The following is a 13,438-nucleotide window of genomic DNA, read 5'->3' on the forward strand; positions in this document are numbered from 1 at the left end:
CGCCCTTTCGTTCATTCTATCCGGATCGGATTAGCAGCTGTAGTACATGCCGAATTCGACGGGGTGCGGTGTGTGCTCGAAAAGCTCAACCTCTTCCATCTTCAGCGTGATGTAACCGTCGATCTGGTCTTTGGTGAACACGTCGCCAGCCAGCAGGAAGTCATGATCAGCAGCCAGGCTGTCCAGGGCTTCGCGAAGCGAACCACAGACGGTCGGGATGTCGGCAAGCTCTTCGGCAGGCAGATCGTACAGGTTCTTATCCATCGCCTCACCCGGATCGATCTTGTTCTTGATACCGTCAAGACCGGCCATCAGGAGTGCAGCAAAGCACAGGTAGGGGTTTGCCGCGGGATCGGGGAAGCGAGCCTCGACGCGCTTGGCTTTGGGCGACTCGGTCCATGGGATCCGCACACAACCCGAACGGTTACGGGCCGAATAGGCGCGCAGCACGGGAGCTTCAAAGCCCGGGATCAGGCGTTTGTAGCTGTTGGTCGACGGGTTGGTGAAGGCGTTCAGCGTCTTGGCGTGCTTCAGGATGCCACCGATGAAATAGAGCGCTTCCTGGCTCAGGTCGGCGTATTTGTCACCGGCAAAGAGCGGCTTGCCGTCTTTCCAGATCGACATGTTGACGTGCATGCCGGTGCCGTTGTCGCCATAGATCGGCTTCGGCATGAAGGTGGCCGATTTGCCGTAGGCGGCGGCCACGTTGTGGATCACGTATTTGTACTTCTGCAGCTCGTCGGCCTGTTTGGTCAGCGAATCGAAGATCAGGCCCAGCTCGTGCTGGCACGAGGCCACTTCGTGGTGGTGCTTGTCGACCTTCATGCCCAGGCGCTTCATCGTTGACAGCATTTCCGAGCGGATGTCCTGCGCGTCGTCGATCGGGTTCACGGGGAAGTAGCCGCCCTTCATGCCCGGACGGTGGCCCGAGTTGCCCATTTCATATTCGGTGTCGGTGTTCCACGAGCCGTCGATTGCATCAACTTCGTAGGAGACCTTGTTGATCTTGTTCTCGAAACGGACGTCGTCGAACAGGAAGAATTCAGCTTCCGGGCCCATGTAGGCCGCGTCACCGATGCCAGACGACTTGAGGTAGGCCTCGGCCTTCTGGGCGGTGCCGCGCGGGTCGCGGTTGTAGTGTTCGCCGGTATCGGGCTCGACGATCGAGCAGTGCACGCAGAGCGTTTTCTCGGCATAGAACGGGTCGATATAGGCGCTGGCCGGATCGACGATCAGTTTCATGTCCGAGTTTTCGATGGATTTCCAGCCGGCGATCGAGGAGCCGTCGAACATGAAGCCCTCTTCGAGGAAGTCTTCGTCGACCAGGTCCACGTCCACGGTCACGTGCTGCAGCTTGCCGCGCACATCGGTGAAGCGGATATCGACGTAAGCGACATCTTCGTCTTTCATCAGCTTGAGAACGTCGTTGATGTTCATTCCCTATTCCCTTTCGTTCCTTGGGGTATGTCTTTGAATGTCTGTCTTGGTGGCTTAGAGTGCTTCCGGGCCGCTCTCGCCGGTGCGGATGCGGATCGCCTGTTCGACCGGGCTGACAAAGATCTTGCCGTCGCCGATCTTGTCGGTCTTGGCCGCATCAATGATCGCCTCGATGGCGGCGTCGACCTGATCGGCTTCGAGCACGACTTCAAGTTTCACCTTGGGCAGGAAGTCGACCACGTATTCGGCGCCGCGGTAAAGCTCGGTGTGACCCTTCTGGCGGCCGAAGCCCTTGACCTCGATCACCGAGAGCCCCTGGACGCCGACGTCCTGCAACGCTTCCTTGACCTCGTCGAGCTTGAACGGCTTGATGATGGCTTCGATCTTTTTCATGGGGCTCCCTCCGGCATATCCTTGGGCCGGGTTGGACCACTTCCCTTCGGGGGACACAATTGGATAGGGTTGGGGCAGGCGATGCTGCAGGCGCGAAATGTAGAGTTTGCCTAAATTTTAGGCATATTGCCCGCTGGGTGGGCAGAATTGAATCGACGAGGTGACATCATGACCGAATTGCTGACCGCGGCGCAGATGCGGGCGATTGAAATGGCGGCCATCGAGTCGGGTGAGGTGACCGGGCTTGAGCTGATGGAACGCGCCGGGCAGGGCGTCGTAGAGGCGGTGTTCGAGGAATGGCCAGAACTGGCGAAGACCTCGCACCGGGCGGTGGTCCTGTGCGGACCGGGCAACAATGGTGGCGACGGGTTTGTCGTGGCGCGGTTGTTGAAAGAATGGGGCTGGGAGGTTGAGGTGTTTCTCTATGGGGATGCTTCGAGGCTGCCTCGGGACGCGCGAGTGAATTGTGAGCGGTGGTTGGAGATGGGGGAGGTGCGGCCAATTCGGGAAATGCTTGATGCTGCCGAAATAATGGATGTTTTCATCGACGCAGGGTTCGGGACTGGGTTGACCCGTCGCCTCCCTATCGAATTTGAGAAAGTCTTCTCTACACAGCTGTCGCAGTTGGCAAAGCGTCTCTTTTCACGGTCTGTTTCAGTTGACATGCCGTCTGGTGTCTGTTCGGACAGCGGTAAGGCAATAAACGATCTGTCATTGATGACAGACTTGCTTGTGACATTTCATCGTGCGAAATGCGGAACTTATTTGGGCATGCCTTATTCACCCAAAAAAATCTGTGCCGTAGACATCGGTTTAGAACCCTTTGCAGTGGATCCAGAAACTTCAGAGGAGGAAGGGGCCTTCTTTGCCGCAGAACTGGTGTCTCCTAAGTTGGGAACTGTGAGCGACTACCCTGTGAAGCTGCTAACAAGAGAAAACGCGGAATCACCGGAAGACCTCCCAAAATTCTATGCCGATCATAAATTTGATTACGGTCATGCGCTGATCCTGTCGGGTAGCTGCGGAAAAACCGGCGCGGCACGTTTGGCGGCACGGGGTGCGCTCAGGATCGGGGCAGGGCTGGTGACGCTGGGGGTGCCGGGATCGGCGCAGATGGAGGTCGCGTCGCACGTCACATCGATCATGCTGAGGCGGGCCGGAACGCCCGACGAACTGACCGGGGTGCTGCAGGATGGGCGGCTCAATGCGGTCTGTATCGGGCCGGGGTTGGGGGTGGACAGGGCGCGCGCGTTGGTCGAGGTGACGGTGCGTGCAGGGCACACACCCTACGTGGTGTTGGATGCCGACGCGCTGACGGCGTTTGAAGGCGAGCCGGAAGTATTGTTTTCGCTGTTGCACGAGGGCTGTGTGCTGACCCCGCATGGGGGCGAGTTCAGGCGCCTGTTTCCCGATATTGCCGAAAAGCTGGCTGCGCCAGCTACCAAGGGCCCGGCCTATTCCAAGGTGGATGCGACCCGCGAGGCGGCGGCGCGGGCAGGCTGCGTGGTGCTCTACAAGGGTCCGGATACAGTGATTGCGAGCCCTGATGGGCAATGCAGCATCAATTCTGCGCATTACGAGCGCGCGGTACCATGGTTGGCGACGGCAGGGTCGGGCGATGTGCTGGCCGGTTTCATCACCGGGCTCTTGGCGCGGGGGTTCTCACCCATGCAGGCGGCGGAGACGGCAGCGTGGCTGCACGTGGAATGCGCGCTGAGTTTCGGCCCCGGGCTGATTGCCGAAGATATCCCCGAGGAACTGCCCAAGGTGTTTCGGGCGTTGGGGGTGTGAAGCAGGTGGCGGGCTGAAGCCCGCCCCAGGGATTACGCGGCGTTTCGCAGAGGTTCCCGGGCCTCACAGGCCAGCTCCATGCCGTCGACATAGAGAATATGCAGCGCATCGAAATGCAGCTGGATCAAGGTCAGCGTTTGTCGCCCCGTTGAGCGGATGAATTCACCATCGGCCAGTTGGCCAATCGTCGTCAGCGCCTGATCACGCCCGAACATGGTTTGCGCACGGCAGTCGCGCACCAGCACCTGTTGATGCACGGGCAGAACCACGTCGCAATCCGGGCGGTCCGGACCCAGAGCGCCGGCCTCCACCGTCACGGTGTCGCAAACGATCTCGACGACCTTGATCCCTTGCAGGACGACCAGGCCGCTGTCGCGGCTGATGATCCGGTCGCCGGGCGAAAGGAATTCGGCCGGAAGGGCACCATCAAGGGTCAGGATCATGCTGCCGCGCGGATACCCCGGCACCATGTCCGCCACACAAGGCGGGGTCCGCGCATGCCCCGAAGGAACTGGTTTCATTGGGCGTCCTGCTCTGGTTGCCTTGGATGGTCTTTTTGGAAACGATAGCCAAACATTTCGTGAATGTCGTGAGCTTTTTCCACTCGCCATGGCGGGCGGGCTTTGCTATCACGCGCCTCGGAACGCGGATGTGGCGGAATTGGTAGACGCACCAGATTTAGGTTCTGGCGCCGCGAGGCGTGGGGGTTCGAGTCCCTTCATCCGCACCACTTCCCAGCAGTTTATTCAGCTTTCACTCTAGCCGAGGGCACGGCGCCGTTAACCGTTTTGTTAAAAAGCAAGACAAATTCGCTTCAACATTGTGTATGTTTCTAGTGGGAAGGGGCGCCCACCAGCCGAGTGAGAGTTTGTCATGAAAATCAACGCCGTCATCGTTTCCGCCGCTACCCTTTTCGGTCTGGTAGGGTCCGCTGCCGCAAAGACCACCATCAACGTCAGCTGCTATCGCGGCCCGTTGGAGGCGGTGATCTGGGATCGGGCAAACCCTAAATTCGTCGACTCACTGGTGTCGCAAGGCTACAGCAGCGCCACCGCCAGCGTATTGGCCGATAGCATTTGCCGGAATCCCGGGCTGGTGGCCAACCCGGACCGGATCGGGCCGGCCATACGTGCCATGATCGCAGCAACCCCGAAAGACGGTTGATCACGGGGCAAGCCGGCGTTGCTCGCAGAGTTGTTGAAGTCCCGATTGCCTGCCGGTCTCAGCCGCAAAGTTTGTGGCGCGAGATCAGGCGGAATTTGCCGTCCGGGGCCTCGCCAAACAGGCAAAGCTCGTGGATTATCAACGGCGCGGGGAGAAGCGGGCTGAGCTGAGAGCGCAGCGCAGCCATCACCAGGTCGGCCTGGGCCCGGGGCAGGCGGCCGGTGAGGGTTAAGTGAAAGCGGAAGTCTTCGAGAACGTAAGGGTAACCCCACCGTATCAAGTTGCCTTCCTGCGACGGCCTGAGGCCTTTGCCGCGGCGGCGCGAAAGCTCGGCCTCAGACGGCTGAGCACGATGGTGGTCGAGACCACGCAGGATCGCGGCCGCCAGATCGGAAAGCGCAGATGTGTCCCCCACGGGGGTCAGCGCCAGAAAGCCACCCAGGCGGGCCAGACCAAGACCAGCCAGTGTTACCGGTGCCAGTTCGCGACAAAGCGACTCGAGGTCGGATGCAAGTGTTTCCCTGTCCGACCCGGGGGACAGGGTAAAGGGTGGCCGGATCGTGGCGTGAAAGCCATATTTGCGCGGCGCGCGGGTAATCTCTTCGATGGGCAGGTCGGCCACATCGGGATGATCGCAGCGCTTTCCTGAAACGGCGTCCCAGCCTAGCCAGCGTGCCCCGAAATCGGCCAGCGCCCCGGGTTCGGGGGTGTAATAGACAGCGTAGCGCGTGAAATCCATCATTGAAGTGCTCTGCTGCCTTGTCCTGTCCGCCCTAGTCGTCGTGGAACAAGTCGCGGGTAAAGATCTTGTCGGTGACGTCGGAAATACCGTCGTCGATGCGATTGGCCACGATCAGATCTGCGTCGCGTTTAAAAGCATCGAGATCGCGATAAACCTTCGAGTTGAAAAAATGCTCTTCGGTCATCACCGGCTCATAAACGATTACCTCGATTCCCTTGGCCTTGATCCGCTTCATGATGCCCTGGATCGAGCTGTGCCGAAAATTGTCCGATCCGGTCTTCATCACCAGCCGGTAGATGCCGACAACCTTAGGGGCGGTGTTGACGATGCGCTCAGCGAGGAAATCCTTGCGCGTATTGTTGGCATTGACGATGGCGCCGATCAGGTTCTGCGGCACCTCGGAATAATTCGCCAGAAGCTGCTTGGTATCCTTGGGCAGGCAGTAGCCGCCGTAACCGAAAGAGGGATTGTTGTAGTGGCTGCCGATGCGCGGGTCGAGCCCGACCCCTTCGATGATCTGTCTGCTGTCCATGCCATAGCGCATGGCGTAGCTGTCGAGTTCGTTGAAATAGGCCACGCGCATGGCAAGGTAGGTATTCGAGAAAAGCTTGATCGCCTCGGCCTCGGAACTGTCGGTCAGCAGAACCGGGACGTCCTTGTCGGCTGCGCCTTCGACCAGCAGGTCGGCAAATTGCTGGCCGCGCGGGCCCTGATCGCCGACGACGATGCGGCTTGGGTGCAGGTTGTCGTAAAGTGCATGGCCTTCGCGCAGGAATTCCGGCGAGAAGATGATCCGGTCAGTGGCGTATTCGTCGCGCAGACCAGCGACGTAACCGACGGGAACGGTGGATTTGATCACCACGGTGCAATCGGGGTTGTTGATCAGCACCTTGCCCAGCACCGCCTCGATGCTGGACGTGTCGAAGAAGTTGGTCTTGGGATCATAGTTGGTGGGGGTTGCGATGATGACGATGTCGCTGCCGCGATAGGCGTCGGTTCCGCGAACGGTGGCAGTGAAGTTCAGATCGGGAAGGGCCAGGAACTGAGATAGTTCGGTGTCTTCCAGCGGGCATGCGCGGCGGTTGAGCATATCGACCCGCGATTGGACCAGATCCACGCCGGTAACGTCGTGGTTCTGCGCCAGCAAGACGGCATTAGCGAGGCCGACATAGCCCAGCCCGGCAACTGCGATTTTCATGGCGTCGTTCCTGTAGTTCTTTGTCTGTGCCCGTTTTTCTTTTGTTTGTTTTACCGGAGAATGGGGCGGAAAATAAGAGCAAGCTAAGGCGATTTCGGGAAATCGTGCTATTTGGCCGCTTCAGGTGGGGATCTGCTCAATCAGACGCTGCAAAAGACCGTGATAACCCGCGCCAAAGAGGCGCACGTGCACGATGGCCGGCCAGAGCTGATAAATTGCCCGGCGCGTGACCCAGTCGCCGGTGGGTGTACCGTAATGCTCAAAGAAGGCCTGGCTGGGCCGACCGAAGAGAGACAACATCGCGAGGTCAACTTCGCCATGGCCAAAGTAGCAGGCCGGGTCGATCAGGGCCGAGATGCGGGGGCCATCCACCATGACATTTCCGGACCAGAGATCACCGTGCAGCAGACTGGCCGGCGGGTTGGAGGGTAGGTGATGGGGCAGGACGCGGGCGATGCGCTCAAGGTCGGGGCGGAACGCCGAGGGCAGTTGAGGAAGGTTTGCCAACAACCTGTTTTCGGACCAGAATTTCGGCCAGGTGTCGTGCTGTGTGTTGAGGATGGGTACAGGGCCGAAGGCGTAGTCCCGGTGCCAGCCATAGCGGGGCCCGGTGGTGGCATGCAGTATTGCGAGATGGGCGCCGAGATCGCCCCATGCGGGGGCGTTCAACCCGCCGGATTCAGGCAAATCTTCAAGGATGAGGGCGCTGTCGCTATGGGCAAGAACCTGTGGGGCCGGGGTGCCGCTGGCACGAATGGCGCGCAACATGGCGGCCTCGCTCGACGGGGCGGGACCGGATTTGACCACGACGGTGGTGTTGTCGGCGAGGTGCAGGCGCAGGACTTCGCTAAGGTCGCCGCCATGCAGCGGCGTGATCCGTGTAACAGGTTGGCCCAGAAGGGTTTTGGCCTCTTGTGCCAGCTTGTGCATGTTAGCCCAGCAGGCTGCCCATCCGGCGCATGGCGAGCGCGTAACCCTCGACGCCGAATCCGGCAATCACCCCGTCGGCGCGGTGGCTGACATAGGAGTGGTGGCGGAAGGCTTCTCGCTTGTGAACCTGGCTGATATGGACCTCAAGCACGGGGCCGTCAAAGGTATTGAGTGCATCCAGAACGGCGACCGAGGTGTGGGTCAGCGCAGCCGGGTTGATGATGATCCCGGCCGCGTTTTCACGCGCCTCGTGGACCCAGTCGACGATCTGACCCTCGTGGTTGGACTGCTTGAGATCAACCGTCAGACCGAACTCTTTACCAACGCGGGCACAGGATTTCTCAACATCTTCAAGGGTTTCATGGCCGTATATCTCCGGCTCGCGCTTGCCCAGAAGGTTGAGATTGGGACCGTTCAGAATGGTGATCAGCTTGCTCATAACGCCTGTCCTTTTTTGGCTTTATGCGGGCAAGGCGGGGGGGCTGGCAAGGTGGGCGCAAAAAGCAGGGGCCGGGCTGTGGCGCAAACGCCCGCCCGGCCCCTGTTCGTGGTCCGCGGAGTGGTTGACTGTGGTTCAGCCGTTGGTCGAGAGGCCCGCGAAGGTGCGGTGCAGCATCTCGGCCTTGTTTAGACCGGAGCGGCGGAGCTGCGCGTCGGTCATGTCGCCGATGGCGACGTCGTTGAAATTGCGGGTGCCCGGCAAGAACCGGGCGGCGAATGCGCGAAAGCTGGTCATGATGCACGTTCCTTGGGCATGTGTTTGTTCTGTGGTTCACATAAGGCCGGTTCGTGCGCCTGAGAACCACCAAAGGCGGAAACCCCGTTATGCACGTGCAGCATGACGCACGGTTAGGCTTTGAACGCGTCGTCCACTGGAACCTGCAGCGCGTTGACCAGCGCGTTGGTCTGGTTGGCCATGCCGATCACGTCGAGAAGTTCGTTGTACATGGCGTCATCCATGCCTTTGGCACGGGCGGAGGCCGTGTGGGAATGGCAGCAGTACTCGCAGGCATTGCTGGCCGAGACGGCGATATAGATCATCTCCTTGACCAGCGGATCGAGCGCACCGGGGCCCATGATGCCCTTGAGATCGTTCCACACGGTTTCCAGCCGGTCAGGGTTATGGGCCAGAGCGCGCCAGAAATTGTTGACGTAATCGGTGCCGCGGGTGGCGCGGATGTCGGCGAAAACCTCTTCCGCCTTGGGCGAGAGCTCTTCGTCGGTCAGAAGGGGGACGGTGGCCATTGGGGGTTCCTTATTGTTGAATGTTTTTGAACTCTGGATTCCATCAAAGATAGTAGCGATAGTCCTCCAGATGATTATGAGGCCGAACGACATTGACCCCTAAAGAAAAACTTTTTTATCTGCTAGACCGCCAATCGACCTGCACTGTGTCATTTTGGCTCTTCCTGAACGACTATGAGGAGACCATTGATCTATTCTATTTTGGGTTACAATTGGCTCACCACACCGACCGGTCAGCGCTAGCAGCCAGCAAGGCGCTTCTCCTAGTTGAGACAGATGAAAAAAAGCGCGCAAAGTTGGAAGCGACGATTGAAAATCCCGATAGATCGGTGAAGCGATACTCTGAGTTCGCAAGACTAAACTCAAAGAACATGACCACGAACATTGTTGATGGGTTTCTATGGTATGTTTCTCAAATCATTCAAGAATGCATGCGGCGACGGCCTGAGATCGTGAAATCTGGTGAAACTCTTCGAGTTGAGGAAGTTTTTGATTTTGCTAGTCGCAAGGAGATTGTCGATTACCTAATCGACCGAAAGATCAATAAGCTATCTTACGGAGGTTTGAAACAAGTAGAGAAGTTCATCTTTGACGCCTTGGGTATCGAGATGTTTGAAAATGAAGAAGACCGTAGGCTGCTGAAAATCTTCACTGAGATGAGGAATATTCATGCTCATAACCGTGGTCGTATTAATAAGATCTTTCTAGATCGTGTAGGGCAATGCGAAGACCTCGGTTTCAAATTTGTTGAAGGAAAACAAACAGGATTCGACTATGACGACTTGGTTCGTTTATCGACAGCGTGCCTGAAAACCGCGCATTCGCTGGACAACAAAGCCGCAAAGAAGTTTCGAATTGCAAAAAAACGCGTTTCAACCTGGCAGAAATCTAGCGATACTTAGTCTATAACACCTAGCCTTCTTTCAAGTGTCCGCATGTCATTAGGCCGCAGACCGGTCGGTTTGTCAAAGCGACAAAAGAAAACCGCCGCCCGGGTGGGCGACGGTTCAGCATGGTCCAACAATGGTTTTGGCTTAGAAACCAAGACCTTCGTACTTTTTCTTGAACTTCGACACGCGGCCGCCGGCGTCGAGCAGGCGGGTACCGCCACCGGTCCAGGCCGGGTGCACGGTGGGGTCGATATCAAGCGCCAGGGTGTCGCCTTCGGCGCCCCAGGTCGATTTCATCTTGATGATGGTGCCATCGGTCATCTTGACGTCGATGATGTGATAGTCGGGATGAATATCTTTTTTCATGGATCGACTCCTCAGGCTTTCTTGGGCTTGTAATGGGTGTCTTCCGCGATACGGGCCGATTTGCCGCGACGCGAACGCAGGTAGTAGAGCTTGGCGCGGCGGACACGGCCGCGGCGGACAACCTCGATACTGTCGATGTTGGTCGAGTGCAGCGGGAAAACCCGCTCAACGCCTTCACCGAAGGAAATCTTGCGAACGGTGAACGAACCGGCAATGCCCGAGCCGTTGTTACGGCTGATGCAGACGCCTTCGTAGTTCTGCACGCGCGAGCGCGAGCCTTCGGTCACCTTGAAGCCGACGCGAATGGTATCGCCAGCCTTGAAATCGGGGATGTTTTTCCCCAGCGAGGCGATTTGTTCGGCCTCGAGTTCTGCGATCAGGTCCATTGACCTAACTCCTTGATCTGCTTGCGGTTTATTCCGCAAAGGTTGCTGCCGTCCAAGAGCTCCGCGTCTTCGTCGGGTCCGTAGATACGCCCGCGGGAGTTAAGCCGTCGTTTCTTTTCCGGATCTGCCGGTGGATTGCTGCACGGAAGGACGCGCCCACAAGCAAGACCGCCCGCGCGCCGAATCCGGCACCGGACGCGCGGGGTATAGGGGTATTAGCCCAATGGATCAAGCACTATCGGCCGGTTTCTACGGCTCAAGGCCTTTGAAACCGGGCACCAGGGCCTGCAGTCCCTGAATCAAGCCTTGCCTTGCATGCGCAGGTACCTTGTCTTCGATCTCGGAGAGCATCAGTCCGCCATAAACCTCCCACATGCGCAGCCGCAGGTCGCGGCCCGCGTCTGTGATGGTCAGGATGCGGCCGCGGCGGTCTTCGGGGGCGGGGCATTGGGTGACAAGCCCGTCATCGACCATGCGCTTGAGCGTGCGCGACAGGTTGGCCTGATCGAACAGGCTTCCGCGTTCAAGCTGGTTCTGGCGCATGCCTTGCGGGTTGCGCTCCAGCCCCCAAAGCACGTCGTACCACGCGGCCGGGGGCAGGCCTGCGCGGCGCAGTTCGGTTTCGAACCGCTGGGTCACTGTTTTGTGGGCAATGTTCAGCAGAACCCAGATCAGTGTGGTTTCGGAATTCGGTTTCTTGTCCATTTCACGTTTTCGTTATGGCTCGGGATTGGGGTTTGCGAAAGGTTGTAAATTAGATACATGCACATGTATCTAATTTAGGCGCCCGAATGCGGGCATGCAATCGAAAAGGAAAACATCATGAAACATCTGCTGACGGGCACCGTTCTGGGCCTTGCGATGACAACGGCGGCTTCGGCCGAGATTTACAAGTTCGATCCCGGCCACACCGAGATTCGCTTCTACTATAACCACGCCGGCCTGTCCGAGCAGTCGGGGCAGTGGAAGGTGATCGGCGGCGAGGTCGATTTCGATCCGGCAAATGTCGAAGCCACCAGAGTGACCGTCACCGTAGACCCGGCCAGCGTTGATACCGGTGTGACCGCGCTGGACGATCACCTGAAGTCGGCGGATTTCTTTGATGTGGAGAAATTCCCGGAAATCACCTTCACCTCGACCAGTGTCACCCAGACCGATGAACAAACCATTACCCTGGTGGGCGATCTGACGATCAAGGACAATTCCAAGCCGATGACTATGTCGTTCACGCTGAACCACAATGGTGTGCACCCGCTGGGCGAGTTCTTTGACTACTACAAAGGTCAGTGGATCGGCGTGCAGGGCACGGGCGACATGCTGCGCTCGGACTACGGGGTGGGCATGTTCGCGCCGGTGACCTCGGATGAAGTGCGGCTCGAGATTTCGGCCGAGATGCGTGCCGGGGGCTGGGAGTGAACCTGAAGATAAAAAACAGCGCCGGAAGCTGGGGGCTTCCGGCGCGTCTGCTGCACTGGGCCGTGGCGGGCATAATCCTTTTCCTACTGGGGCTTGGCACGTGGATGACCTATGCGGTCGAGGATGTGCTGGAGCAGCTGAAACTGGTTCAGATACACAAGAGCTGGGGCTTTGTGGTGTTCATTCTGGCGCTGCTCAGGATCGTCTGGCGGTTGATGAACCGGCAGACACCAGCCTTGCCCGATAGCATGTCGCCGCTGGAGCGGCTGGCCGCCCATGGCGGGCATCTGGGGCTTTATGGTCTGATGATCGTGATGCCGGTGTCAGGCTGGCTTATGGCTTCGGCGTCACCCTTGCAGGACCGGTTCGGCGTTAAAAACAAGGTGTTCGACTGGTTCGAGATGTATGATCCGTTCGTGCCCGGCAGTGAGGCGCTGAGTGAGGCGTTTGCACAGGTGCATTTCTGGGCGGCGATTGCGCTGGGTCTGCTGTTGCTGGGCCATGCGGGCGCGGCGTTGTGGCATCATTTCGTGCGGCGCGACGACGTGCTGCGGCGGATGACCTTCGGGCGCTAGCTATCGCCTTTGTTTTCAAGGGCCTTCCACAGGTCGGGGCGGCGTGTGCGGGTGATCTCTTCTGACTGCGCGCGCCGCCACTTGGCGATCTCGCCATGGTGGCCGGACGTCAGAACATCGGGGATTGTGCGGCCCTGCCACTCGGCGGGGCGGGTGTATTGAGGATGTTCCAGCAAGCCATTGGAAAAGCTTTCTTCTTCGGCTGACTCAGCATTGCCCAGCACGCCGGGCAGGAGCCGCACGGTGGCGTCCAGCATGGCCTGCGCGGCGATCTCGCCACCGGTGAGGACAAAATCACCAAGGCTGATTTCCTGGATGGCATAGTGGTCGAGCACCCGCTGGTCGACGCCTTCAAACCGGCCACAGAGGAAGGTGACACCGGGGCCACGCGCCAGTTGCCGCGCCATGGCCTGATCAAACGGGCGGCCGCGCGGGGAAAGATAGAATAGTGGCAAGGGGTTACGGGTCAGCTTGCGGGTGTGTTCGATGGCGTTGCCGAGCACGTCAGCGCGCAGCACCATGCCAGCGCCGCCGCCGGCGGGGGTGTCATCGACATTGCGATGCTTGCCAATCCCGAAGGGACGCAGGTCGACCGTATCGAGCTGCCAGATTCCGTCACGCAGCGCCTTGCCGGTCAAGCTCTCCCCAAGAACGCCGGGAAAAGCGTTTGGAAACAGGGTGATAACCTGTGCGGTCCAGGCATGGGCCAAGCGCTCATCCTGCATCAGAGCGCGTGGTTTCAGGCTCGCGGTGATGGATTTGCGGCCGTGGGATTTGCTGGGTTTGGATGCGTCGCTCATGGGGCTGTCATAGGCCAAGGTTGGTGAGGGGTAAAGCCATCGTTCCACTGGGTTAACACCGCGAATTAACAGAAAATTAAGGGGCTGGCATCCGTCTGCACCCTG

18 protein-coding genes and 1 tRNA gene are annotated in these 13,438 nt (G+C 58.9%); 6 read left to right on the forward strand and 13 right to left on the reverse strand.

Annotation, left to right across the window (positions count from 1 at the left end; translation table 11 throughout):
* Positions 1-30: 30 nt before the first annotated feature.
* Both glnA and RXV86_RS03800 read right to left on the reverse strand, forming a co-directional pair.
* Positions 31-1,437 carry a type I glutamate--ammonia ligase gene (glnA, locus tag RXV86_RS03795; protein ID WP_316297590.1) on the reverse strand — a complete coding sequence of 469 codons (1,407 nt, stop codon included), beginning with the start codon at positions 1,435-1,437 and terminating at the stop codon, positions 31-33.
* 54 nt (positions 1,438-1,491) lie between these two features.
* Entirely contained in the window at positions 1,492-1,830 is a 339-nt protein-coding gene (locus tag RXV86_RS03800; protein WP_316297591.1) for a P-II family nitrogen regulator, read from the reverse strand.
* A 168-nt stretch (positions 1,831-1,998) separates the two neighbouring features.
* Between RXV86_RS03800 and RXV86_RS03805 the strand changes: the two genes are divergently transcribed.
* The gene (locus RXV86_RS03805) at positions 1,999-3,621 is read left to right on the forward strand and encodes an NAD(P)H-hydrate dehydratase (protein ID WP_316297592.1); all 1,623 of its coding nucleotides are present in this window, start codon (positions 1,999-2,001) and stop codon (positions 3,619-3,621) included.
* Positions 3,622-3,653: 32 nt separating this feature from the next.
* Here the strand turns inward: RXV86_RS03805 and RXV86_RS03810 are convergent, their stop codons facing one another.
* Positions 3,654-4,142: a Hint domain-containing protein gene (locus tag RXV86_RS03810; RefSeq protein WP_316297593.1), complete on the reverse strand. Its 489-nt coding sequence runs from the start codon at positions 4,140-4,142 to the stop codon at positions 3,654-3,656.
* 124 nt (positions 4,143-4,266) lie between these two features.
* Between RXV86_RS03810 and RXV86_RS03815 the strand changes: the two genes are divergently transcribed.
* A tRNA-Leu gene (locus tag RXV86_RS03815) sits at positions 4,267-4,351 on the forward strand.
* A gap of 143 nt (positions 4,352-4,494) precedes the next feature.
* Positions 4,495-4,785, forward strand: a complete 291-nt coding sequence (locus RXV86_RS03820) for a hypothetical protein (RefSeq protein ID WP_316297595.1) — start codon at positions 4,495-4,497, stop codon at positions 4,783-4,785.
* A 58-nt stretch (positions 4,786-4,843) separates the two neighbouring features.
* Here RXV86_RS03820 and RXV86_RS03825 read toward each other — a convergent pair whose 3' ends face one another.
* From RXV86_RS03825 to RXV86_RS03850, 6 genes are all read right to left on the reverse strand, one after another.
* Entirely contained in the window at positions 4,844-5,527 is a 684-nt protein-coding gene (locus tag RXV86_RS03825) for a DUF1045 domain-containing protein (RefSeq protein ID WP_316297597.1), read from the reverse strand.
* 31 nt (positions 5,528-5,558) lie between these two features.
* The gene (locus tag RXV86_RS03830; RefSeq protein ID WP_316297600.1) at positions 5,559-6,725 is read right to left on the reverse strand and encodes a nucleotide sugar dehydrogenase; all 1,167 of its coding nucleotides are present in this window, start codon (positions 6,723-6,725) and stop codon (positions 5,559-5,561) included.
* A gap of 120 nt (positions 6,726-6,845) precedes the next feature.
* The gene (locus RXV86_RS03835) at positions 6,846-7,655 is read right to left on the reverse strand and encodes a fructosamine kinase family protein (RefSeq protein ID WP_316297601.1); all 810 of its coding nucleotides are present in this window, start codon (positions 7,653-7,655) and stop codon (positions 6,846-6,848) included.
* Position 7,656: 1 nt separating this feature from the next.
* Positions 7,657-8,094, reverse strand: coding sequence for a type II 3-dehydroquinate dehydratase (gene aroQ / locus RXV86_RS03840; RefSeq protein ID WP_316297602.1), 438 nt, complete (start codon positions 8,092-8,094; stop codon positions 7,657-7,659).
* Positions 8,095-8,229: 135 nt separating this feature from the next.
* Positions 8,230-8,391, reverse strand: coding sequence for a hypothetical protein (locus RXV86_RS03845; protein WP_316297604.1), 162 nt, complete (start codon positions 8,389-8,391; stop codon positions 8,230-8,232).
* 113 nt (positions 8,392-8,504) lie between these two features.
* Positions 8,505-8,900 (reverse strand): carboxymuconolactone decarboxylase family protein, encoded by a 396-nt coding sequence (locus RXV86_RS03850; protein WP_316297605.1) that lies wholly within the window; start codon positions 8,898-8,900, stop codon positions 8,505-8,507.
* 92 nt (positions 8,901-8,992) lie between these two features.
* On the opposite strand from RXV86_RS03850, the gene RXV86_RS03855 reads away from it, so the two are divergent.
* Positions 8,993-9,802: a hypothetical protein gene (locus RXV86_RS03855; protein WP_316297607.1), complete on the forward strand. Its 810-nt coding sequence runs from the start codon at positions 8,993-8,995 to the stop codon at positions 9,800-9,802.
* A gap of 132 nt (positions 9,803-9,934) precedes the next feature.
* Here the strand turns inward: RXV86_RS03855 and rpmE are convergent, their stop codons facing one another.
* The 3 genes from rpmE to RXV86_RS03870 all read right to left on the reverse strand — a co-directional run bounded on the left by rpmE (position 9,935) and on the right by RXV86_RS03870 (position 11,247).
* Positions 9,935-10,156, reverse strand: a complete 222-nt coding sequence (gene rpmE / locus RXV86_RS03860) for a 50S ribosomal protein L31 (protein ID WP_316297608.1) — start codon at positions 10,154-10,156, stop codon at positions 9,935-9,937.
* An 11-nt stretch (positions 10,157-10,167) separates the two neighbouring features.
* Complete coding sequence (gene rplS, locus RXV86_RS03865) at positions 10,168-10,542, reverse strand: 50S ribosomal protein L19 (protein WP_316297610.1); 375 nt, start codon at positions 10,540-10,542, stop codon at positions 10,168-10,170.
* A gap of 249 nt (positions 10,543-10,791) precedes the next feature.
* Positions 10,792-11,247: a MarR family winged helix-turn-helix transcriptional regulator gene (locus tag RXV86_RS03870; RefSeq protein ID WP_316297612.1), complete on the reverse strand. Its 456-nt coding sequence runs from the start codon at positions 11,245-11,247 to the stop codon at positions 10,792-10,794.
* A 117-nt stretch (positions 11,248-11,364) separates the two neighbouring features.
* Between RXV86_RS03870 and RXV86_RS03875 the strand changes: the two genes are divergently transcribed.
* Both RXV86_RS03875 and RXV86_RS03880 read left to right on the forward strand, forming a co-directional pair.
* Entirely contained in the window at positions 11,365-11,958 is a 594-nt protein-coding gene (locus tag RXV86_RS03875; RefSeq protein WP_316297614.1) for a YceI family protein, read from the forward strand.
* Positions 11,955-12,533, forward strand: coding sequence for a cytochrome b (locus RXV86_RS03880; RefSeq protein WP_316297616.1), 579 nt, complete (start codon positions 11,955-11,957; stop codon positions 12,531-12,533). The genes RXV86_RS03875 and RXV86_RS03880 overlap by 4 nt, the downstream gene beginning before the upstream one ends.
* Here RXV86_RS03880 and trmD read toward each other — a convergent pair.
* Positions 12,530-13,333 carry a tRNA (guanosine(37)-N1)-methyltransferase TrmD gene (trmD, locus tag RXV86_RS03885; protein ID WP_316297617.1) on the reverse strand — a complete coding sequence of 268 codons (804 nt, stop codon included), beginning with the start codon at positions 13,331-13,333 and terminating at the stop codon, positions 12,530-12,532. The two genes, RXV86_RS03880 and trmD, sit on opposite strands and share 4 nt — an antisense overlap.
* Positions 13,334-13,438: the final 105 nt, after the last annotated feature.

It is taken from the genome of Aliisedimentitalea sp. MJ-SS2 (genome assembly GCF_032586155.1).
Taxonomy (GTDB): domain Bacteria; phylum Pseudomonadota; class Alphaproteobacteria; order Rhodobacterales; family Rhodobacteraceae; genus JAWHTC01.